The organism is Enterococcus dongliensis (assembly GCF_031927985.1).
GTDB lineage: Bacteria > Bacillota > Bacilli > Lactobacillales > Enterococcaceae > Enterococcus_A > Enterococcus_A dongliensis.
On sequence record NZ_JARPZC010000018.1, the window covers coordinates 1 to 21,705 of the forward strand.

Here is a 21,705-nt window from a genome sequence, read left to right on the forward strand (position 1 = left end):
AATTCTTTGGTCAGAACTATTTTGAGTGTAGCACAAATGGCTTTTTTAGTTGTCTAGCTTAATTTTACAATCGGCGACAAGAAAAAAATACGCAAAACTCTCGTTTTTTTCAAAATAGAAGTCGAAAAAATTTTTTCTTATTTCACAAACTTTCTTTTCCAATTGTCCGTCTTATTAAATAACATTAATGACAATAGGAATTCCCTTATTACAAGGATTCTTTCGCATCCATCCATAAATTCTAACAAGTAATTTTTCTTTTATTAAAACAGAAAACTTATATTGCCTTGTTTTTATCGGCTCTTCCTTTAACTTAAAATGCAAATCTTTTATTAAAAAACAGGCTTTTTTATTAATGAAAATTTATTTGAACTTTTTTTCAAAGAGAAATTATTCTTTTTTTATTTTTATTCCAAAAAAGAAAACGTGTACATTTTTCTCACTTCCCTTATATTGGTGATGAAAACAATAAATAATAGCTGCTAAGGAGGAGATTTTTATGCGTACATGTGAGAAAAACGAGTATTTGGATGGCTACATGTGGTCTGATCTTTGGGAGGTCTGCTTGAAACAGGCGGAGCCTTTTGACCCATTGAGTGCTCATGAGATCATTTTGATCGCTCCGATTCCGAATCAGACAGGTGTCTTGATTTTTACTGATAAAAAAATTTACCATAGCGAAGAAAATGGGTTAACGACCTTGCAACGATATTCTGCTGCTCATTGCTTTCCACACTATAAGTTAATTTGTGCTTGCCTCAAAGCCCTATCCTGCTTTGGTTCTTATAAATTCCCCTGGCTCTGTCCTTACTTTGCTCTTTTCCCCTTGGAAAATACTCAAAAGACATGTTGGCTCAATCCACTAAAAATTTCCGCCCTTCACTGTGAAAAAGGACGTTATTTTGCCGAGATACTTTCCGGTCCCAATTTGTTATTGCCGATTTTGCGACGCAGTTTGATGGCGCGAGCAGAGATCACTTGTTATCTTCTTGCATTGGTTCGACGCGATTTTTTTCATTTTACCAACCAGGAAAATACCCCACTGGCTTACTTGAATTTTCCGGATACTTATTTTGCTCGATTATTGAGTAAGCGCCCAGGTCTAGCTCAATTTACTCATCAAATTGGTGAATTTACTCGCCACTATAACAAAGTCCATTTTCTCTATCATTATGAAAGATTAGAAGATGATCCCAACAACATCGATTGGACCGCTTGGTAATTTTTTTGGCAAACACTACAAAAATCATCGCAGTGTTTGCCAAAAGATCATTAGTGTTTCCTTTTCACAGTCCTGCAGATCTTTAAAGCCCAAAAGTATACAGTCTTACGGACATTCGGTATACTTGGTGCATTAAGGCAGTTTGTTTTTTATGCCTTTAAATTAGAACAAGGAGGTCCATTCTATGGAAAAAGAAAAACCCTCAAAATTGATTCAATTTTTTGGTGGAAAAACATCCTATTATATCATCGGATTAATCATTTTAAGTACATTGGCCATTTATTTATTAAATACAGTGTCTTTTATTTTCCGACCGATCATAGTCATTATCACTACTGTACTGCCCCCTATGATTTTTGCATTATTATTGTATTATTTATTGAATCCGGTGGTCAATTTCTTAAGTAAAAAAGGCCTTCCCCGCATTGTCAGCAATGTCCTGACTTATGTAGTGATCTTCGGTCTGCTTTTTTTCGGCGGAGCACGGTTGATTCCTGTCATTCAAACACAGGCCCAAGATTTGATTAAACAATTCCCTGATTTTGTTGACGATTTTCAAAATGGCATCAAACATATCTTAGATGCTACGCCGTTTGCAACATCTTCTGATCAAGCATTGAATTCTTTAGATAAATTGACCAAAGAAGCCTGGAATTACTTAGGTGAAAATTGGCAAGACGGGGCAAAAGGCTTAGGAACGATTTTTTCGGCAGTCTCTAGTACAGCCATCACCTTGTTTACCGGACCAATCATTGCCTTTTTCTTAATCCAAAATCCCCACAAGCTTTACAATGCGGTAATCGAATTAATCCCACCGCGTTTTAGAAAAGATTCAAGTGCCTTAATCAAACTGGCTAATCAACAACTAGGTGCCTTTTTAAAAGGCCAAGTCATTGCTTCACTGTTGCTAGGATTGATCTATTGGGTCGTTTTCTTGCTGTTAGGGATGCAGTTTGCAACGGTCATCGCGTTAGCTGCAGGAATATTGAGTATCATTCCTTATATCGGATCGTTTTTGGCTTTTATCCCAGGAGTATTCATCGCGTTTCAAGATTCTACTTTTATGGTCGTTAAATTTGTGATTGCTTGGTTTGTCGTCCAATTGCTTCACGGAGATCTGGTCGTTCCGCGAGTGATGGGGGATAAATTAAAGATCCATCCGATCACGATTTTGGTCGTCTTACTAGTGATGGGGGATCTCTTAGGATTGGTTGGTGTGATTTTTGGAATTCCGATCTATTCCATGGTCAAATTGCTCGTTGTTTTTGCCTTCCGTAAATTCAAACAACGCTATAATAAATATTTTGCTGATGAAGGTGCCTATCGCAATACAGGCTTTTCAGAAGACGATTATCTATAAAAAAAGGCTGTGACAATCACTTGTCACAGCCTTTTTAGCTTTTATAAATAAATAGAAAAGAACATCAATAACGCACCTAGCATGACGAACAAATGCCAAACAACATGCATATAGCGTCTATTTTTCATACTATAAAAAACAGAACCTATCGTATAGGCAATTCCGCCGCCGACTAATAACAACAACCCTTGCAATCCTACACTTTGATATAGACTTGGCAATGCAATCACAACCGCCCAACCCATCACATTGTAAATGATTGTAGATAATTTTGAGACCGATTTCACTTTGCTTAATGTGAGACTTTTGTAGATAATCCCGACGATTGCTGCTAGCCAAATGATACTAAGTAAAACAATCCCGATTACTCCTTTGATGTACAGCAAACAATAAGGTGTGTACGTCCCAGCAATCAATAAATAGATTGAACAATGATCAAAAACTTGAAAAACTTTTTTTGCCTTAGTAAAAATCAAGCTATGGTACAGTGTTGAAGCTAAAAACAGCAGCAGCAATGAGACGCCATAGATAATAAAGGAAACATAATCCAGCCCACTATCGGCTTTTCTCAACAAAAAAATAAACCCAACAATACTTAGCACTACACCCAACCCATGGGTTACTGCATTCAACACTTCATTTGTAATTAGATATTTCCGACTAAATTGTGTATCCATTTAGTTATCACCTCAAATTATTTATTAAAGATAACGTAACACAGTTAACAAGATAATTCAAACTAGTTTCAAAAACTAGATAGTTCGTCAACCTAAGACAATTCCTTGTTTAATCAGCTTATACCCAAAAATCAACTCCTCCTCAAAAAAAATTTCTGCTTCCTTGACCTCATTTAACACTTGGATTAATTCATTTAACGTTAAGGGATTTCCTTGTTGTTTATGCAGCACAATCTTGGCTTCTTCCACTTTGACTGCCAACTGATTCGTTTGTTTTTCACCTTCTGTGATGAAAACATAATTATACGAAGATAGTTGTTTCAATTCTCCGGCGGCATCTATTTGAATTGCCGTCAGCAGATCCTTGCCTTTCACTCTGCTCACCTCATTTACAAGTTTTCGCATTACGGTCTCTTTCATTATAGCAAAAAGAAAACGGTGAACCGGGAAAGAACGCTTCCTGACTCACCGTTGCTCAATTAATTTCGGTCTAAACTTTTTGCAATTGTATTTCCTAATGTCTGGACGATTTGGACTAAAACAATCAGTAAAATAATCGTCGTATACATCACTGCCGGTTCATTTCGTAAAAAACCATATTGATAAGCGATACTGCCTAATCCGCCAGCACCGACCAAACCAGCCATTGCCGTTGCACCAATCAAACCAATCATAGCGATCGTCAATCCTCGAATAATCCCGCCTCGTGCTTCTCTTAGCAAAACGCTGTAGATAATGTGAAAATGACTGATCCCCATCGCTTGATATGCTTCGATTACCCCGCCATCAACTTCCAATAACGACGTTTCCACTAAACGAGCCAGATACGGTGCCGTATAGATAATCAGCGGCAACAATACGCCTTGCACACCAATCGTCGTTCCCATAATTAGTTTTGTCAGTGGTAGAATCAAAAACAGTAAAATAATAAAAGGAAGTGAACGTAAAACATTGATGACACTATTTAAAATCGAGTACACCGTAAAATTACTGTTCAAGCCGCCTGGGCGAGTAATCACCAACAACACACCTAATGGTATCCCAATAATTATCGACAGACCCAATGCAACAAAGACCATCACTAACGTTTGGCCTAACCCTTCGATGACAACGGCTCCCCATTGACTCCAAAATTCACCCATTACACTACCTCCTCAACGATGATTCCCTGACTTTGAATGTATTCTTTTGCCGCACGAAAATCAGATGCCGTTCCGCCAGCAAATTGAACTAGCAGCCGACCATGCCGTTGCTCTTTCAAATAGCCAATATTGCCGCTGAGAATATTCGGATTCAATGGAAAATCCCGCGCAACTTTTGCTAAAACCGGTTCAGTCGCCTCTTCTCCAATAAATTGTAGTTGGACTAATCGTCCAGTACCTTTATAAGCCGCTAATACTTCTTCAGGGACGTTGTAGCCGTTGTTGGCACCAATGAATCGTTTGGTCGTCTCCTCTTTAGGACGGGTGAATAAATTGATCACAGGCCCTGCCTCGATAATCTTGCCATCTTCCATCACTGCCACTCGATCACAGATTCGTTGTACGACTTCAATCTCATGGGTAATCAAAAAGATTGTAATCCCTAACTCTTGATTGATCTTTGTCAACAAGGTCAAGATTGATTCTGTTGTCTCAGGATCTAATGCGCTCGTTGCTTCATCAGACAATAAAATTTCCGGTTCGTGAGCCAAAGCTCGCGCAATCGCCACCCGTTGGCGTTGTCCACCGGATAATTGCGCCGGATAATTGTCCTTACGATCAGTCAAGCCGACTAGGTCCAAATATTCGTCCACCCGTTTTTTGATCACTTCTTGGGCCACCCCTTCTAATTTCAAAGGTTTTGCAATATTTTCATAGACTGTTGCAGTCGACAATAAATTATACCCTTGGAAAATCATTCCGATTTTTCGTCTAGTTAACAATAATTCTTTTTTGTTTAATTCACTTAATTTTTGACCATTGATCAAGATGTCACCTGTCGTTGGCGGTTCTAGAAAATTAATCATACGGATCAAGGTAGACTTTCCTGCGCCAGAATAACCTACCACCCCAAAAATCTCTCCTTTTTCAATCGTCAAATTTACTTCCTTGACTGCCTCTATGCGACGCTTTTTTTGTTGATAGATTTTTGAGACATTTTTAAGCTCAATCATGTGACGCTTCCCCCCTAATACACATTCTTATTTTCCTAGATGGCTCTCCAGCTATTCGCAGCTAAAACAATCGTACTGATAAATACTCTATTTTTTCTTAAAACGCTGGAACTACTGATCCTTTGAACTCTTTTTCAATAAATTTCTTTGTTTCATCTGATTGATAGTATTTTTTGATTTCTTTGACGATCTTGTCATCTTTGTTTTCTGTCCGGACTGCAAATACATTGTAATTTGGATTGTCTTTTAATGGTTCATTATAGATCGCATCGTCGTTAATCGTCAGTCCTGCACCAAAAGCAAAATTTGTATTGATTGCTGCAGCAGCTAACTCATCAAGTTGTGAAGGAATCTGTGATGCTTCTAGTTCTACAATCTCGATGTTTTTTGGATTCTTGTCTACATCATTTTTAGTCGCTTTGACTTCAACACCGTCTTTTAGTTCCAACACGCCAGCTTCTTCTAATAATTTCAAGGCACGATACTCATTTGTTGGATCATTTGGCACACCGATTTTATCTCCTGATTGAAGTTTACTTAAATCCGTAATCTTTTTAGAGTAAACCCCTAATGGAAAGGCCACTGTTTTAAACGCTGATTCAATCTTATAGTCCTTATCTTTTACCTGTTGTTCTAAAAAAGAAAAAGTTTGATAACTATTGCCGTCTAGATCTCCATCACTCAACGCGCTATTAGGAGTATTGTAATCATCAAAACTTTTCACATTAATCTCAATACCATCTTTTTTTGCTTGTCTGGCCACTTCTTCGATAATTTGTTGATGTGGTCCTGATGTTACCCCGATAGTCACCTTTTTTTCATCCAATGGTTTTGCTTCGTCTTTACTTCCACAACCTGCTAATAATCCACCTACGGCTAAAACTGCTACACTCAATAAAATTCCTTTACCTAACTTTTTCATTTTGTTTCCTCCTATTTTTTGTTTTATCCACTAATACAAACAACCAATGCGAGTTCACCTGCTTTTGACAAAAAAAGCCCGCCCTTCTCCATACAGTTTGTATAGAAAAAGGACGAGCTCACTCGCGTTACCACCTTCATTTGCAATAGCTTTACAACTATTGCCTCAACAAGTACGAATCATACTTGAGCATCGTTAACGAGTGCTACCCCGTCACTGCCTACTTATCGACAATGCCATTCAGAGACCATTTTCTAAACTCTTCGACATATCCGCTCTCACCTATCCGGATTCTCTTTGATGCTTCATAGCCTATACTTTTCTCTTCATCACGTTTTTAAATTGATAAATCGTATCTTACACACTTAAATGAAAATTGTCAATATTTTTTATAATTAAAAACACATTTGACTTTAATTTTTATGGAAGATAAACTGATTGTAATCTCATTAAAGGAGTTAAAATCCATGGATATTACAACTGAAGTACGCCCCGGCGCAAATCGTTATGTTAGTGGCGAAGGTATCCTTCACGATCTAACTAGTTATTTAGACGATTTCAAAAAAATTGCAGTCATTACTGGAGAGAAATCTTTTGATGCGTTTCAACAGTATTATCAAAAGAAACTTTCCTATCCTATATACCGCTATGATGGCAGTTCCAGCCATGAAAATGCAGTCGAACTAGCTAATAATATCGAACAAGCCGATCTAATTCTTGCAATTGGCGGCGGCCGTGTAATCGACACATCAAAAATGGCAGCTGAAGAGTTAAATGCTGAGTTACTGGTCATCCCGACCTTAATTTCAAATTGCGCACCTTTCACCCCGATCGTTGCCGTCTACCACCCCGATCGGACATTTAAGTCAATCGGTTATATGAAACGTGCGCCTTTTCTAACCTTAGTAGATTCCAAATTTTTATTAGCAACACCAACCGAATACTTTGTTGCTGGAATCGGTGATACTTTAGCAAAATGGTACGAAATTGAAGGCATTACACGAAACTTACAAGATGAGCAAAAATCTGCCTATGTCCGACTTGGAATCGCTAGTGCCAAAGCAATCCAAGAACTTTTGATACAAGATGCTATCCCAGCTATTGAAGATTTGAAACAACGTCGATCTTCAGCTGCTTTCACCCGTGTCACAGATACGATTGTTGGCTTAGCCGGAGAAACTGGTGGCTTTGCCGCTTCTTTCGGTCGTTCAGCAGGTGCTCATGCGATTCATGATGGCCTTTCTTTCCTAAATTCCACCCATCATCAGCTCCATGGAAAAAAAGTTGCCTATGGAATTCTCGTTCAATTAGCTCATACAAAAAATTTAGCTGAGATCCAAAAATTAAAATCCTTTTATCTAGCAACAGGATTGCCTTTGAAATTAAAAGATTTGAATGTGCTTGACACTTCTAAGGAAGCTTTAGCTCCTGTGATTAATCATGCTGCTTCTTCGAACGAAACATTTAATTTGGTAGATTCTGCCATTACACCGGATCAAATTTATCAGGCTATTCAATTAGTCGAATCATTATAAAGTTTACTTTAGCTCATTGAGGTATACCTCAATGAGCTTTTTTATTTATAGTTTACTTTATTTAATAAAAGTTTACTTAAATATCTGATGATTTATTTTTATATGCAGTAGACCTCAAATAACCTTGTTTTAAAGCTTTTATTTGAAGTTTACTTTTTAATAAACAATACTCATTTGGAGTTTACTTTATTCTATATCCTTAGTTAAAAGTTTACTTTATATAGATTCTATATAGTTTACTTTATTTATTATTCCTTAGATCCATGAGTATCATGCGCTTGTTATACGGTTTACTCTTAATATAGATGATTTAGTATCCTAATTGCATTATTAAATTAAGTTTACTTTATTAAATAAAAGTTTACTTAAATAGATTAAATTTATCTTATTAGGTTCACTACAAAATAAATAAGTTTACTTTTTATTTATTATTCAAAATTTGCAGTTTACTCTTTATCCATATTAGAGTTTACTTCATAACAATTAATGTTTACTTTTTATTTATTAAAATACTGATATTACAATGTTTTATCTATATAAAGGTTTACTTTTATATAGATGGAGTAAACCTTTATTAATTCTGACGTTTACTTTTTTAGAAATTAAGTTTACTTTTTATCTGTTTTTTTAGGTAAACCTCTTATAGTTATAAAAGTAAACTTTATCTTGAATAATGGAGTTTACTTTTATGTCGTTTTATAGTTTACCTTATTAACAATAATTATAGTAAACTTTATTGCTCTTTAGTTTGTTTTATAGTAAACTTTAATAGAGAAATAAGGATTGGAGAATTTTTATGCCAAAAAAAGCTGAAACTTATGTAGTAGGAAATTTTAAAGGCGGTGTCGGTAAATCTACGACCGTTCAAATGCTCTCATTTGAAAGTGCCTTTCGTAAAAAACGCAAAACATTAGTAATCGATTTGGATCCACAAGGAAATACTAGTGATGTCTTATCATTGACTGCTGAAAATTTTGGAAATGAGACATTACCAGAAGAATTCGACTCAACCATTTGGGAAGCCGTTCGATCAGGGGATATTCAATCATCTATTTATCAGATTATTCCTAATTTAGATTTGATTCCAGCAAATATTTCATTTTCTGACTTTCCAGATTATATGATTGAGAAATATCCTGGAGATAAATTATCTCAATTCAAATATATGGAGACGTTGATTGAACCGTTAAAAGATGTGTATGATGTGATTTATATCGATGTACCGCCGACAATCAGCACGTATTCCAATGCTGCTATGTACGTGGCAGAATATGTTATCGTTATCTTGCAAACACAAGTGAAGTCCTTAAAAGGGGCACAAAACTATATTGATTATATGAATTTCTTCATTGAACAATACGAAACAGACTTGGAAGTCGTTGGGATCGTTCCTTTTATGATGCAAAAACGAGATTCTGTCGATCAAGAAATTTATACAGCAGCAAAAGAAATCTATGGCGCACATCTTTTAGATACCGTTGTTTTAAATCAAAGCCGTTTAAAACGCTATGATGGCTCTGGTATTACTTATGATATCAATAAGAATGGGAAAGTTGAGCAATGGGACAAACGTGCTCATGAAGTTTTTGTAAATATTTTAGACGAAATTGATGAACATCGCCTCATTTTAAGCGGTGAAGAGTAGGGGAGACGTTAAATGGCGAAAAAAATGAAGCTAGATTCACTTTTAACGGCGAATAAAAAAAATAAAGGTATTGAAAAAATGTCGGAATACTCCAATCAAGATAAAGAGGAGAAGAAACCCAGCACTCAAGATCTTTTAGCTAAAAGAAACTTAAATCATGAAACCGATTTTCGACATTCCTCTCACGGAGAAGCAAAACATCAAAATGAAAAAAGTGCTTCACAAGAAAAAATGCCCGCGCAAGAAAATGAAACCGGCAAACGGGGAAGAAAGCGGCAATATTATGATCCTCGCTTAAAAGCCTTAGAAATGCAAAAAATCTCTGCCCGTACAAAGATTCGAATGCAAAACTTAATAAATGCTAAGTTTGACGGCTATACACCGGATAGAATGATTGATTTTTTATATGACTACTATATGGAAAAGGGTTTATCAAAAGATGATCGAAATTTCTTAGACCAACTGGAAGAAGCTGCGATGCAGGAGTATAAAGAGAAGCCAAAATATCAAAAATTATTCAAAGAATTAGAAAACGATTAGAATTCATCGAAAAAAAAGTAAACCGTAATGTAGATTATATCCGACATTATGGTTTACTTTTTTTTTTGATAACTGATATTACAGTTTACTTTTTTTATTGTTAATTTTTTTTTAAAGTTTACTTTTGAAAAAAAGAACGTGTTCTTTGCCTATCTGTGGATAACTAATGTAGCCCTTATCCACATTCATTTTTATCCACAATCTTTCATAAGAAGGGACTAGCTCACACTTTAATTAGAGTTTACCAAAAATAGTTTTATATCTTAAAATAAAGTTTACCTAATATGTTTTTCAATTGTCATTAAGGTATACCTCAACATGTTTTACAAAGATATTAAAAGTTTACTCCAAAAAAAGTTAGCTATAAATCGCTTTACAACGGGCTTTTAATCCATTATTCTATACGTGTAGAAAAAAACGAAAAAAGAGTTTAAAGATTTGGCGATCTTTAAACTCAAAGGTTTGAGCTAATTTTGGCGAATTAGCCTGTCACATTTAAATAAACTTATTAGGGTTAGAAAAATTGGTGTTTGCCTAACCTTTATTAAGTATACTATATTTTGATCATTTTCTCAATCAGATATCTTGTGACAGTAAACATTCCTTTAAAAACTTTCGTAATAAATTAGAGAGTGAACTAAGGAGGTTTTTTTGTTATGTCCACAAATTTAGATAATATAATGACCGCAACAAACTTACCCAACGGAAATTATCTTCCCATTGATTTGAATTTAATCAATAATCCACAATACAAAAATCTTTCCATTGAGGCCATGATGCTTCACGCATTGTACACGATGAGAATGACTTGCAGCATTTACAATTCTCAAAAAGAAGGGACCTGGCTTGATGAAAACGGGGTTCCTTATATCTATTTTTCAAATGAAGAGGCAGCAGCCCTATTACGAGTTTCTGAAAGAAAAATCACTAATTTAAAAAATGCTTTGAGTGGAGCTGGCTTGATCCAAGTTCTTCGCCATGGCCTTAAAAATTATCGAATCTATGTTTCTAATCCTAAAGCTCCAGAAAAAAATGTTGTTGTTCAATTAGCATTTAAAAATTATACAAGTGCTAAAACGGTATTACCTGTGGATAAACAAGAGACTAAACCAACTTCTGAGTTATCCACTGTGGATAGAGGCGCAGATTCTGCTACTACGAACACGCAAGATTTGCTTACAAGTACACAAAAACATTTAGCAAAACAATCTACAAGTGCAACAAATGTAACGAATAACAAAGACGCTGCCAACCAACAGGAACAAAATCTTATTGCCGGTTTACAGGCTCGTTATGCTCACGTACTCCCGCAACAAGTGTTTCAGCGTTTCTTACCTTTTTGTGAAGGGGATTATCAAAAAGCTCGCTGGTTTGTCGATACAATTTTTAAAGCAAAGTATGCTAGTACACAGCAATACATCAAAGCAGGCTTGCCCGCAGAAGCAGAAGTTTTAACCTTTGAAGCCAATGAGTACTTCAAAGCAGATATTGGTGATGCGATTGCCAAAGCGATTGAACAGATGTATCGGTATAAAACCGTGAAAAATCCTGAAGGGTTCTTCTTTGCTTTTATGCGAGGCTTCTTTAGCGAAAAAATCCGCCAATATTTAGTCGACCATTATCAATTGACACCGGCATTGAAACGAACGCTTTCATGCGTCCAATTGACGCTTCAGCAAAAAAATTCACGGCAAAAGCCGCTAAAAGCACAGAAAGTCGCTAAAAAAATCTCCTAACAAGACAAACCTTTGTTATAATGTAGCGGAATCTATTTAGAGAAAGGTTAATTTTATGAATAAGTTTAAACTAGCATTTTTTGGCTACAGTGGACTATTAGGTCTAGTTGTTGGTGTCATTGTCGCTTTCTTTATGGGCATAACAGAACTAGGTCATCACCTTTTATGGCAGCTATTGCCTAAGGCGCTAGGTGATCCACGACTGTATCCTTTGATTGTCTGTACGATTGGGGGAGTAGCGATTGGTTTTTTTGTGAAAACCTTTGGCCGCTATCCGCGAACGTTGCAAGAGTCTTTTACCGAATACCAAGAAACAAAAAAAATCGATTATCATGGCGGTAAGATCATACGTAATTTATTAGGATCGCTGATTGTTTTGCTCTTTGGGGCAAGTTTAGGTCCGGAGGCAGCTTTAGTTGCTATTATTGGAGGGTTGATCACATACATTGCCGATCGCAGAAAAATTACGGCCGAACAGCGAGTGGATTTACTTGAATTTGGAATCGGCACATCTTTAGGCGTTGTTTTTATGGCACCACTATTTGGAGTAGGAAGATCTGTTGAGCGAGAAGATTGGCAAGTGGTCACCGAGAGCAAGTTGAAAAAATATGTTCTATACATTTTTGCTACGTTTACTGGATTTGTCGGCTATCTTTTGGTTTACAATCTTTTTCCGAATCAAGAACAAGTTTTTGCGATTCGAAAAATGGAGAGCAGTTTTACTTGGCAAGGCCTATTGTTAGTGATTCCCATGATTATTTTTGGGGCACTTTTCGGAAAAATATTCTTAGCCTTGCAAGAAAAAGGGGAAAAGTTGAATCAACGGATTCGCAATCCATTGCCGTTGGCTATTTTTGCCGGGATTATTTTAGGAATCTTAGGGATAATTTCACCATACTTTTTGTTTTCTGGGGAACATACGCTGCTATCTTTTACTCGTCAAGCAGAGACGATGAATTTTTTCATCTTATTGTTAGTTGGATTTGGAAAACTTGCAGTAACGATCTTTTGTTTAGCTTGTAATTGGCGCGGTGGAACAATCTTCCCACTGATTTTTGCTAGTATTGCAGCAGCTTTAGCTTTTGCAAATCTATTGCCGTATTCACCAGGTTTATTAGTGGCTGTTTTTACAGCTAGCGCGTGTGCAGTAGTTTTAAAGCAGCCGTTAGCCACCGCATGTTTGTTCTTGTTGCTGTTTCCAGTAGAATTATTTTTATGGATCTGGTTGGCCGGATATTTAGGCAATCTCTTTTTACAGCGAGTTCCTTTTTTCCACGAAGAACAAACGATCAAGTCGTTCAAATTACCTGATTTACCTAAGCGAACGAAACAGTCTGTGACAAAGACGCAAGCTAATCCAACAAGTGAAATCGCTGAATTAAGAAAAGCAGCTGATCGCAAGAAACAAGAAAAAATACAACCACAGATCGCAGAACCAAAACAAGAAATTTTGGCACGAGAACTGCGAAAACCTAGTGGAACAACCAATAAAGTTGAAACGACTCGTAAAACAGATGAGGCTCCAATGACTCGAATGAGCCGGCATCGTCGAAAATAAGCAGGTCAAGAGGCATCAAATCGATGCCTTTTGGCTTTTTTTGAAATAAGAATTAGTCGGGCCGTTACTGATTGTAAAAGAGTCAATTTTTTCTGGAGAATTTTTTGAAAGCGTTGACCAAAATACGACTGACTGCTACTCTAGTGTTTAGAAGGCTAGAACTTCAAAATGGAAAGGGATGTGTGACAATGTTAAACGAAGGAAAAATTCGTGCGTATCTAGAAAAAGAAAACCTGGATGCTTTTTTTATTGCCAAAAGAGTGAATGTTCGTTTTACTAGCGGTTGGACAGGAGACGATTCATTCATTTTGCTCACACAAGAGGGACAATACTTTTTGACTGATCCGCGCTACACGGAACAAGCCGATATCGAAGTACCAGAGTATGAAATTATCAATTGGCGCTTGCCAGGACGGACTGTTGGAGATACAGTGGCGCGTTTAGCGAGTGAGAAAAACTTAAAGACAATTGCTTTTGAAGCTGATTATTTAACTTATGACATGTATTCTGATTTTACCTCAAAGACCCATGCAGAATTTGTACAAGCTGGCGGCGTAATCGATCGTATGCGTGCAATTAAATCGCCACAAGAAATTCAATATATGCGAAATGCATGTGAAATTTCTTGTCGGGCTTTTGAACGGATCTTAAAAGATATTCGCGTCGGTGTAACAGAAAAGGAATTGGCTGCTAAACTTTCTTTATACATGGTGCAAGAAGGGGCAGACACGCAACCTTATGGAAACATTTTGATTTCAGGTGCTAATACATCACTATTACATGGGATTCCATCGAAAAAATCAATTGAATATGGGGATTTTGTGTTGATGGATTTTGGCTGTCAATATGAAGGCTATATGTCTGATATGACACGAACGGTAGTTGTCGGTAAAGCGACAGACAAACAACGAGAAGTTTATGAATTAGAAAAACAAAGTTTAGAAGCTGCAGAAGCAGTTATGAAAAACGGTGCTGCCGTAAAAGATATTTATCAAGCATCGTTGAAACCCTTGGAAGGTACCGAGTATCCGCAATACACTTATCGAAATATTGGTCATAGTATCGGTTTGTTTGTGCATGAATTACCATACATCGATGAACAATATGATGACGTGTTGGAAACAAATATGGTCATGACGATTGAACCAGGAATTTATATTCCTGATTGGGGCGGGATACGAATTGAAGACCAAGTCTTGATCACTGAGGATGGCTATGAAAATATGATCAGTATTTCCCACGATTTGATTGAATTATAAACATGAGATAGGCTATACTAAGACGACGACAGTTAAGACTGTCGTCGTTTTTTAGTAGCAGGTAATTCTTTCATGGAGTTGTGTGGAAGAATGGGAAAAAGTTCTATCTAAAAGGGAGGGAGCTGGATGAACGAACGGGAGTCGTTTGATTTTGTTTATGATATCAGTGAAACACTATTGAAAAATGGTGCTGAAATTAAACGAATCGAAACCACCATTCGCCATATTGCAGAAGCATTAGAACTAAAAGAATTCGATAGTTTTGTATTGATCAATGGTATTTTTATGACGGCACGGTTGGAGGATCAGACGGTCCAGGCCCGCGTACGAGACATTCCAATCTCGCCGATCAATTTGGGACGTATCGAGCAAATCAATACATTGTCGCGCCGCTTAACGGAAAAACGACTGAGTCCAGAAGAGGCAAATGAGTGGTTGCAAGCAATCAAACAGGAGTCTTTTGCTTCGGATCCTTTAAAAATCTTTGCTTATGCTTTTGGCAGTGCCAGTTTTTGTTTTATTTTTGGCGGGAGTCTTTGGGATACAGTAGGGGCGTTGGTACTAGGTGTATTATTGGCGTGTTTTTCTATGTACTTGTTACCAAAATTCAATATGTCAGATATTATTTCAACTATTACTAGTAGTGCATTTGTTAGTATTTTAGCTTGTTTATTCGTTCATTTTTTACCGATCTTGCATCTGACAAGTCTAGTAACTGGCGGAATCATCTCGCTCTTACCAGGAGTTGCCGTTGTTAATGGGATTCGTTATTTATTTGATGGGGATTATAGTTCTGGCTGGGGTCAGATGATTTACGCACTGATTACGGCTCTTTGTGTATCAGTAGGCGTGGGATTAGTTCTGCGAGCCTTTAGTATGTTGTAATTTGTTATTTTTCCATCAGGAAAGGAGCGTAGAGCCAATGATCAATGGCTTATTTCAAACTTTAGCAGGTTTTTTAGGAACCATTTCTTTTGCAATATTATTTGAAGTGCCGCGTCGTTATTATGTTCATTGTGGGGTAATCGGAGCTTGCGGCTGGTTTATTTATTTAGTGATTATGCATTTTTGGGTCGCGCCGGTGACCGCGACCTTTATTGCATCATTGGCATTGATCTATCTTTCACGTGAAGCTTCGTTTGCTTTAAAAGCACCAGTAACCATTTTTCTGATCTGTGGCATTTTTTGCCTTGTTCCGGGGGTAGGGATTTACAATTTCACCTATAATTTTTTCATTGGTGATTCAATCAAGGCAGCACAAATCGGGATCCAAGTTTTGAAAATTGCCATCGCCATCGCAGTAGGAATCACAGTAGGTTATGAATTGTCACCAAAATTTTTCTATTCCTATCACAAGATAAAAAAAAATAAAAATTCATTATCATGAACAAATAAGAAGACCAATTTTGTTGTATAACAGGGTTGGTTTTTTATAGTTCAAATTATTAAAAAAAACAATCCCATAGATTCGAAATAATAATACCTGATTATTTTAATAAAAAAATAGAAAGATGAGAATATAATAAGAGGATGCTATCATTCAAAAGATAATAAAAATCTATTGTTTTTTAAAAAATAGTTCGAAAAAATTGTCACTTTATAAAAAAAATTTAAAGAATTGTTTAAAAAAGCTGAAAGATATAGTAAACTAATGGAAGCGGATACGCATGGTTATATTTAATTTTATTCTTTGAAAGACTTGAAATTCAAATGATTTTGTGGTTATTTTAAAACTAGTGATAGGTGAATAACTGCACAATTTTTTGCAGTTATTTTTAAGCTGTTGCATAGCAGGTAATCTCTATAAGATTATTAACAGTTGTCTGAACACAGCGCTGTTTTTAATATATGCCGTCAGGCGAGACATCATACTATAAAAGGAGTGAAAGATTTTGAAAGAACATCGCGTTGAAAGAGTAATTGAGAAAATGAAAGAGCAAGGATATGGCCAATTATTGGTTTCAGATCCAACAACTATTTTCTATCTAACTGGCCGCTGGATTCATCCGGGTGAACGGTTGTTAGTGTTAGTCATTACTCCAGAAAATAAAAACACACTGATCGTCAACAAATTATTCCCAATCGAAGAAGACTTGGGCGTGGAAAAAGTATTTATTGATGATACCGACGATGCTGTGAAAAAAGTACTTGAGTATGTTGACACTGACAAAAAAATTGGTGTTGATAAGAATTGGCCAGCTCATTTCTTATTGAATTTACTAGAACTTGTACCAAATGCTCAATTAGGAAATGGCTCAGAAGTAACTGACGCCGTTCGTGCTGTCAAAGACGAAGAAGAAAAACAATTGATGCGTGAAGCACAAGCTGACAATGAAATCGCGATTGATCGTTTGAAAAAATTATTGCCTGAAGAGTTAACTGAAGCTGAAATGGCAGAAAAACTTGGTGAAATTTACAAAGAATTAGGCAATACAGGATTCTCATTTGACCCAATCGTAGGTTATGGTGCAAATGCGGCAGATCCGCATCATGAAACAGATGATTCAAAAGTTAAACCAGGAGACTCTGTCATCTTAGACATCGGCGGAATCAAAAACTCTTATGCTTCAGATATGACGCGGACATTCTTCTACAAAGAAGTATCTGATAAAGGTCGCGAAGTATATGAAACTGTAAAAGAAGCTGCCCAACGTGCGATTGATCTTGTGAAACCAGGTGTGAAATTATCTGATCTTGATGCAGCGGCACGTGATTACATCACTGAAAAAGGCTATGGTGAATACTTCACTCACCGTTTAGGTCACTTTATCGGAATCGATTGCCATGAAGCTGGCGATGTTTCGGGATCAAATGATAACGTTGCTGAAGTAGGCAATGTCTTCTCGATTGAACCAGGGATCTATATTCCAGGTGAAGTAGGCGTTCGTATCGAAGATTTAGTCATCGTAACAGAAGATGGCTGTGAAAACTTGAATCATTATCCTAAAGACTTAGAAGTAATCGGTTAGGAGGCCGCGCGACGTATGAAAATCGAAGAAGGATATATGCCTTATCTAGGGCATCAGACTTATTATCGAATTGTTGGTGAACAAGCCGGTAATAAAAAACCATTGATTGTCATGCATGGCGGACCTGGATCAACTCATAATTATTTTGAAGTACTTGATGAAATGGCGGTCGATGGCCGCCAGATCATCATGTACGATCAATTAGGTTGTGGGGAATCAGCAGTGCCATCACAACCAGATCTTTGGACGGCTGAGACTTGGGTCAATGAACTGATTGCTTTGAGAAAACACCTGAATTTAGACGAGGTTCACTTATTAGGACAATCTTGGGGCGGCATGTTAGAAATTATTTATGTTTGTGATTATGCACCAAAAGGCATCAAGAGTATGGTCCTTTCAAGTACATTGTCTTCAGCCGAATTATGGGCTCAAGAACAGCACCGTATGATCAAATTCATGTCAGAAGAAGATCAAGCGGCAATTGCTCAAGCTGAAGCAACAGGTAACTATGAAGATCCTGCTTATCTTGCAGCAAACGATCGTTTCATGGTTCGCCATGCGGCAGCTGTACCAACGGAAGATTCACCAGAACCTTTACGTCGCAAAAAAGTAGCTGGAACAGAAAGTTACGTAGCGGCATGGGGGCCAAATGAATATTCGCCTGAAGGTACATTGCAAGGATATGATTACACAGACAAATTACGTGAGATCACTATCCCAACACTTGTTACTAGTGGCACAAATGATTTATGTACGCCTCTAGTGGCAAAAACTATGTATGACGCAATTCCTGGGGCAAAGTGGGAGCTGTTTGCTTACAGCCGCCACATGCCATTTGTGGAAGAACGCGAAAAATACATGGAACTTTTAGAAAGCTGGTTAACAGCTAACGATTAAACTTATCTGTAGAAAGAAGGAATGATAGTGGAAACATCTCCAGTAAAAACGAAGAAACCTTTTGGCTTTTATGTCTGTGCGTTAGGTTTCTCATTTGAACGTTGTGCTTTTTATACTGTAAAATATATGCTTGCGATTTGGATCGCAACAACTGTTGGGGCAGGCGGATTAGGTTTATCAACTGCTCAAGCGGCCCAAATGTCAGCAACCTTTGTAGCGATGACATACATCACACCAATCGTTGGTGGTTGGTTAGCCGATTATTGGTTAAGTCCAAGACTTTGTGTAGCTGCTGGAATGATCTTGATGGGAATCGGTTATCTCTTTACTTGGCAAGCAAGTTCAATCGGTATGGTTTGGATCATGATCATCTTAGTTTCAATCGGAACCGGTTTGTTCAAAGGGAATCTTTCAGGGGTAAATGGTTTGCTCTTCAATGATGAAAAAGAATTGAACGAAGCCTTCTCTGTTCAATACTCATTTGTAAACATCGGTTCATTCATCGGTACAACATTCTTAGTATTGTTGATCCCTAGTTTTGGTTTTAATTTCGTTTTCTTAATTTGTGGGATTTTATTATTGGTTGATGCTCTTTGGTTTATTTTCAACAGCCGTTCATTAGGTGAAGCTGGTAAAAAACCATTCAAGATCGATCAACGTAAGTTTGAATCTGCTGGTAAAAAAGAAGCTGGCGAAGATACAAAATTAACAGCCGGCGATAAAAAACGTATTTTAGCAATCATCTTAGTAACCATCTTCTCAATTGTTTTCTGGACTGTATGGTACCTAGCTTACATGCCAGCTTATTACTACTTTGGTTATGGTGACGGTGCTGGATTCTTAGAACGTGCAAATTGGTTAGTCGGAAGTTTCAAAGTTCCAACTTCATACTTTGACTCAATGAACGCTCTGACTTGTATCATCTTAGGTCCACTTTTAGGTCGTTTATGGACAAAAATGGCTGCTCGTCCTAAAGGGGATATGAGTATGTTTAAGAAGACAGCTCTAGGAATGATCTTAGTAGGGATTTCTTATGTAGCAATGGTCTTAGCTGATATGGTCGGCGATGGAAAGACTTCAATCGTTTGGTTGATCTTAGTAAGCTTGCTGATGTCTATTGGTGAAATGATCTTCTCTCCTTTAGGAAACTCATTCATTGCTAAATTGGCGCCAGCTAAGGTTATGGGTCTTTTACTTGGTTTATGGCCAATCGCTGTATTCTTTGCAACAATGATCTATCCGAAAATCTATGCTGTTTTAGAAACTTCTGATCCTGCTCGTTTCCAAATGGGTTATGGAATCTTAGCCGCAATCGTTATTGTGTTAGGTGCGGCACTATGGTTTGGTAGTAAAACGCTGGACCGTCTAGAACAAGACGATTAATCTGAGTTGCTCCCACCTCAAAACTGAGGTGGGATTTTTTATTGTACAAAATTGTCGTTCTAACTAGCTATTAAAAACAAAAGTGTTTGGCTGTTGTTTTTTTGTAGTGATTAATAGAGGAATGTGAAAAAGGTACAGTTTAAAATGACTCAAATGTATTGAAGAGTAAAATAAAGAAAGCGGATTGATAATTGAGAATGTTTCTCACTTAAATAACATAAATAAAACAACTTGATTTTTGTGAAATAACATAAAAATTTACTAATAAAAGACAAATGCAAAGTGGTAAATTGGAAGTAATTTTTTGGATAAATGTTGATATTACCTGTTTTGGAAACGTTTTTTACATAGACGATGAAAGATAGTGGTAGTTTGATTAGAAAACTTAAAGAAAGATGGTAAATTCCGCAGTTTTGGTAAAAAATATCAAAATTATTCCGAAATAACCTTTACATAAAGTATGATTGTGATATTATTTACTTGAACTACGGGTGGCTGATTTGCTCAAGTTCAAACAAGTTAGAAATAGGGAGGTGAAATATTTTGACACAAATTCTTATACCATTAAAACAACATGTTGGTGCTCCTTGTAAAGGAATCGTAAAAGCCGGAGATCAAGTTCAACGCGGACAATTGATCGCTGAACCAAATGGCTTAGGTGCCAACATCCACGCAAGTTTTTCTGGAAAAGTTGTCGACGTAAATGGCGAAAATATTGTTTTAACAATTGATGAAGAACAAGATCTTTCTACTTATGTACCAATTCCTGAAACGGAATCCTATGCAAAAGCTGTGGAAGCTGCAGGGATTGTTGGTGCAGGTGGTGCAGGTTTTCCAACATTTTTGAAATTAGCTTGTGAGATTCCTGAAGGACTCTTTATTGCAAACGGAGCAGAATGTGAAGCTTTGTTAGCTCATAATGTAAAACAAATGGACGAACATATCGAACAACTGATCCGTGGAATGAAATATTGCATGGAAATGACTAAAGCACCAAAAGGCGTGATTGCTGTAAAAGGCAAACATCGTGAGTTAGTACTGCGGTTATTAAAAGCGGTTGCGAATGAACCAACACTAGATGTTTATCAATTACCTGATATGTATCCAGCTGGTGATGAACGAGTAATCGTTCGTGAAGTAATGGATATTGTTTTGAATCCAGGCCAACTTCCAACAGAAGTCGGTGCTGTCATCGATAACGTGGAAACGATCAAACGTATCGCAGAAGCAATCGAAGATCGGAAACCTTTCATCGATAAAGATGTTACCGTTTCTGGACGAGTAAAACAAAAAGAAACAGTCTTTGTTGATGTCCCAATTGGAACACCAGTCAAAACATTGATCAATAATGTGGGCGGCTATGTTGAACCGCACGGTGAAATCGTAATTGGCGGACCTATGACCGGAAGAAGCGGCGATGAAATGACACCAATCACTAAAACAAGTGGTGGTGTGTTAGTTGCAATGCCTTTCCCACAAGAAACACGTAAAGTTGGTCTTTTGATCTGTGAATGCGGAGGTTCTGCTGAACGGATGACTGAGATTGCTAATAACATGGGTGCCGAAGTTGTCGCTGCAGAACGCTGCAAGCGAATGGTAGAAGTAAATGGAAGATATAGATGTGCCCTGCCGGGTATTTGTCCAGGTCAAGCTGCAACTGTAATGTCCTTGAAAAAACAAGGTGCAGAAGTAATCATGACCGGATCTTGTTCCGATTGAACGAACACCGTTATGGGTGTAGCTCCTAGGTTAGGAGTTCCGGTTTATCATCATACAGATCATGTACTGCGGGCAGATGGTCACAGACTATATCGTAAATTACCTACTACTAAACATTAATTTAAAAT

19 protein-coding genes and 1 other annotated feature are annotated in these 21,705 nt (G+C 37.1%); of the genes, 14 read left to right on the top strand and 5 right to left on the bottom strand.

What is annotated here, in order from left to right:
• Nucleotides 1–499 precede the first annotated feature (499 nt).
• Together P7D84_RS11670 and P7D84_RS11675 are read left to right on the top strand one after the other, a co-directional pair.
• Nucleotides 500–1,222, top strand: coding sequence for a hypothetical protein (locus tag P7D84_RS11670; RefSeq protein WP_311800473.1), 723 nt, complete (start codon nucleotides 500–502; stop codon nucleotides 1,220–1,222).
• 184 nt (nucleotides 1,223–1,406) lie between these two features.
• The gene (locus tag P7D84_RS11675) at nucleotides 1,407–2,582 is read left to right on the top strand and encodes an AI-2E family transporter (RefSeq protein WP_137604265.1); all 1,176 of its coding nucleotides are present in this window, start codon (nucleotides 1,407–1,409) and stop codon (nucleotides 2,580–2,582) included.
• Nucleotides 2,583–2,623: 41 nt separating this feature from the next.
• On the opposite strand, the gene trhA is transcribed toward P7D84_RS11675, so the two are convergent.
• The 5 genes from trhA to P7D84_RS11700 form a co-directional block, all read right to left on the bottom strand.
• A complete protein-coding gene (gene trhA, locus P7D84_RS11680) occupies nucleotides 2,624–3,259 on the bottom strand; it encodes a PAQR family membrane homeostasis protein TrhA (RefSeq protein WP_311806525.1) in 636 nt (211 codons plus the stop codon).
• 87 nt (nucleotides 3,260–3,346) lie between these two features.
• Nucleotides 3,347–3,664, bottom strand: coding sequence for a hypothetical protein (locus tag P7D84_RS11685; RefSeq protein WP_311806526.1), 318 nt, complete (start codon nucleotides 3,662–3,664; stop codon nucleotides 3,347–3,349).
• Between the two features lie 74 nt (nucleotides 3,665–3,738).
• A complete protein-coding gene (locus P7D84_RS11690; RefSeq protein ID WP_137604262.1) occupies nucleotides 3,739–4,401 on the bottom strand; it encodes a methionine ABC transporter permease in 663 nt (220 codons plus the stop codon).
• On the bottom strand, nucleotides 4,401–5,414 hold the full coding sequence (locus P7D84_RS11695) for a methionine ABC transporter ATP-binding protein (RefSeq protein WP_311806527.1): 1,014 nt from the start codon (nucleotides 5,412–5,414) through the stop codon (nucleotides 4,401–4,403). The genes P7D84_RS11690 and P7D84_RS11695 overlap by 1 nt, the downstream gene beginning before the upstream one ends.
• A gap of 97 nt (nucleotides 5,415–5,511) precedes the next feature.
• Nucleotides 5,512–6,336 carry a MetQ/NlpA family ABC transporter substrate-binding protein gene (locus tag P7D84_RS11700; RefSeq protein WP_311806528.1) on the bottom strand — a complete coding sequence of 275 codons (825 nt, stop codon included), beginning with the start codon at nucleotides 6,334–6,336 and terminating at the stop codon, nucleotides 5,512–5,514.
• Between the two features lie 105 nt (nucleotides 6,337–6,441).
• Nucleotides 6,442–6,675, bottom strand: a binding site (T-box leader).
• Nucleotides 6,676–6,803: 128 nt separating this feature from the next.
• Between P7D84_RS11700 and P7D84_RS11705 the strand changes: the two genes are divergently transcribed.
• The 12 genes from P7D84_RS11705 (at nucleotide 6,804) to prdC (ending at nucleotide 21,697) form a co-directional block, all read left to right on the top strand.
• Nucleotides 6,804–7,871, top strand: a complete 1,068-nt coding sequence (locus P7D84_RS11705; protein WP_137604259.1) for an iron-containing alcohol dehydrogenase family protein — start codon at nucleotides 6,804–6,806, stop codon at nucleotides 7,869–7,871.
• 796 nt (nucleotides 7,872–8,667) lie between these two features.
• The gene (locus P7D84_RS11710) at nucleotides 8,668–9,516 is read left to right on the top strand and encodes a ParA family protein (RefSeq protein WP_137604258.1); all 849 of its coding nucleotides are present in this window, start codon (nucleotides 8,668–8,670) and stop codon (nucleotides 9,514–9,516) included.
• 12 nt (nucleotides 9,517–9,528) lie between these two features.
• A complete protein-coding gene (locus P7D84_RS11715) occupies nucleotides 9,529–10,056 on the top strand; it encodes a hypothetical protein (protein ID WP_311806529.1) in 528 nt (175 codons plus the stop codon).
• 656 nt (nucleotides 10,057–10,712) lie between these two features.
• Nucleotides 10,713–11,792, top strand: a complete 1,080-nt coding sequence (locus P7D84_RS11720) for a replication initiator protein A (protein WP_311806530.1) — start codon at nucleotides 10,713–10,715, stop codon at nucleotides 11,790–11,792.
• Between the two features lie 55 nt (nucleotides 11,793–11,847).
• Nucleotides 11,848–13,350 (top strand): chloride channel protein, encoded by a 1,503-nt coding sequence (locus P7D84_RS11725; protein WP_311806531.1) that lies wholly within the window; start codon nucleotides 11,848–11,850, stop codon nucleotides 13,348–13,350.
• Between the two features lie 188 nt (nucleotides 13,351–13,538).
• A complete protein-coding gene (locus P7D84_RS11730) occupies nucleotides 13,539–14,609 on the top strand; it encodes a M24 family metallopeptidase (RefSeq protein ID WP_137604254.1) in 1,071 nt (356 codons plus the stop codon).
• Between the two features lie 126 nt (nucleotides 14,610–14,735).
• The gene (locus P7D84_RS11735; protein WP_311806532.1) at nucleotides 14,736–15,494 is read left to right on the top strand and encodes a threonine/serine exporter family protein; all 759 of its coding nucleotides are present in this window, start codon (nucleotides 14,736–14,738) and stop codon (nucleotides 15,492–15,494) included.
• A 37-nt stretch (nucleotides 15,495–15,531) separates the two neighbouring features.
• A complete protein-coding gene (locus P7D84_RS11740) occupies nucleotides 15,532–15,996 on the top strand; it encodes a threonine/serine exporter family protein (RefSeq protein ID WP_311806533.1) in 465 nt (154 codons plus the stop codon).
• A gap of 505 nt (nucleotides 15,997–16,501) precedes the next feature.
• Nucleotides 16,502–17,578, top strand: a complete 1,077-nt coding sequence (locus P7D84_RS11745) for a M24 family metallopeptidase (RefSeq protein ID WP_137604251.1) — start codon at nucleotides 16,502–16,504, stop codon at nucleotides 17,576–17,578.
• A 15-nt stretch (nucleotides 17,579–17,593) separates the two neighbouring features.
• Nucleotides 17,594–18,475, top strand: a complete 882-nt coding sequence (pepI, locus tag P7D84_RS11750; protein WP_311806534.1) for a proline iminopeptidase — start codon at nucleotides 17,594–17,596, stop codon at nucleotides 18,473–18,475.
• A 27-nt stretch (nucleotides 18,476–18,502) separates the two neighbouring features.
• Nucleotides 18,503–19,858, top strand: coding sequence for a peptide MFS transporter (locus tag P7D84_RS11755; RefSeq protein WP_137604249.1), 1,356 nt, complete (start codon nucleotides 18,503–18,505; stop codon nucleotides 19,856–19,858).
• A gap of 543 nt (nucleotides 19,859–20,401) precedes the next feature.
• On the top strand, nucleotides 20,402–21,697 hold the full coding sequence (gene prdC, locus P7D84_RS11760) for a proline reductase-associated electron transfer protein PrdC (RefSeq protein WP_268842504.1): 1,296 nt from the start codon (nucleotides 20,402–20,404) through the stop codon (nucleotides 21,695–21,697).
• Nucleotides 21,698–21,705 lie beyond the last annotated feature (8 nt).

What these genes read in the sequence shown, in the direction of transcription:
- P7D84_RS11670 (WP_311800473.1), top strand. Translation starts at nt 500, where the DNA reads ATGCGTACATGTGAGAAAAACGAGTATTTGGATGGCTACATGTGGTCT.
- P7D84_RS11675 (WP_137604265.1), top strand. Translation starts at nt 1,407, where the DNA reads ATGGAAAAAGAAAAACCCTCAAAATTGATTCAATTTTTTGGTGGAAAA.
- trhA (WP_311806525.1), bottom strand. Translation starts at nt 3,259, where the DNA reads ATGGATACACAATTTAGTCGGAAATATCTAATTACAAATGAAGTGTTG.
- P7D84_RS11685 (WP_311806526.1), bottom strand. Translation starts at nt 3,664, where the DNA reads ATGCGAAAACTTGTAAATGAGGTGAGCAGAGTGAAAGGCAAGGATCTG.
- P7D84_RS11690 (WP_137604262.1), bottom strand. Translation starts at nt 4,401, where the DNA reads ATGGGTGAATTTTGGAGTCAATGGGGAGCCGTTGTCATCGAAGGGTTA.
- P7D84_RS11695 (WP_311806527.1), bottom strand. Translation starts at nt 5,414, where the DNA reads ATGATTGAGCTTAAAAATGTCTCAAAAATCTATCAACAAAAAAAGCGT.
- P7D84_RS11700 (WP_311806528.1), bottom strand. Translation starts at nt 6,336, where the DNA reads ATGAAAAAGTTAGGTAAAGGAATTTTATTGAGTGTAGCAGTTTTAGCC.
- P7D84_RS11705 (WP_137604259.1), top strand. Translation starts at nt 6,804, where the DNA reads ATGGATATTACAACTGAAGTACGCCCCGGCGCAAATCGTTATGTTAGT.
- P7D84_RS11710 (WP_137604258.1), top strand. Translation starts at nt 8,668, where the DNA reads ATGCCAAAAAAAGCTGAAACTTATGTAGTAGGAAATTTTAAAGGCGGT.
- P7D84_RS11715 (WP_311806529.1), top strand. Translation starts at nt 9,529, where the DNA reads ATGGCGAAAAAAATGAAGCTAGATTCACTTTTAACGGCGAATAAAAAA.
- P7D84_RS11720 (WP_311806530.1), top strand. Translation starts at nt 10,713, where the DNA reads ATGTCCACAAATTTAGATAATATAATGACCGCAACAAACTTACCCAAC.
- P7D84_RS11725 (WP_311806531.1), top strand. Translation starts at nt 11,848, where the DNA reads ATGAATAAGTTTAAACTAGCATTTTTTGGCTACAGTGGACTATTAGGT.
- P7D84_RS11730 (WP_137604254.1), top strand. Translation starts at nt 13,539, where the DNA reads ATGTTAAACGAAGGAAAAATTCGTGCGTATCTAGAAAAAGAAAACCTG.
- P7D84_RS11735 (WP_311806532.1), top strand. Translation starts at nt 14,736, where the DNA reads ATGAACGAACGGGAGTCGTTTGATTTTGTTTATGATATCAGTGAAACA.
- P7D84_RS11740 (WP_311806533.1), top strand. Translation starts at nt 15,532, where the DNA reads ATGATCAATGGCTTATTTCAAACTTTAGCAGGTTTTTTAGGAACCATT.
- pepI (WP_311806534.1), top strand. Translation starts at nt 17,594, where the DNA reads ATGAAAATCGAAGAAGGATATATGCCTTATCTAGGGCATCAGACTTAT.